Annotated in this window: 1 protein-coding gene; it reads left to right on the plus strand. The window is 58.7% G+C overall.

The features are described 5' to 3' along the window. Positions 1-297 (plus strand): DUF4303 domain-containing protein (locus VG556_RS22670; RefSeq protein WP_423180090.1); only part of this gene is annotated, 297 nt, incomplete at its 5' end. Positions 298-390: the final 93 nt, after the last annotated feature.

Raw genomic sequence — 390 nt, forward strand, 5'->3', positions numbered from 1 at the left:
ATCCCAACCCAAGACATGCTTCGCGATGCACTGATCTCAGCGATCAGGACCGCCGTCGCCGAGTTGAAGGAGACGGATGAGCACTTCTACTACGTTGCACTCATGACCACGGGCGAAGCATTGGCTCCAGTGCTTTGCGCCTGGTCGTCAGAGGCACTGCAACGCACTGCCGATGCTCCGTTTCCGCTTGAGGCATCAAGCGACTTGAAATGGAGCTGCATTGACGCTCCTACTTCGATGTCGGCAGGGAGGCCCTCGATCCGGTGCACGCGCTATTTGCTGCTCGTCCGGCCATGAATCCGTTCATGCCGGAAGCAGATTGGATGGAGGAATACGCGATCCGACTTGGCGCGATGGAGGAGGCCCTGCATGCGCTGGACACTGAAGGCT

Origin of the sequence: Stenotrophomonas sp. CASM106 (assembly GCF_049384825.1) — a bacterium.
In the GTDB taxonomy this organism is placed as follows: Bacteria; Pseudomonadota; Gammaproteobacteria; order Xanthomonadales; family Xanthomonadaceae; genus Stenotrophomonas; species Stenotrophomonas muris.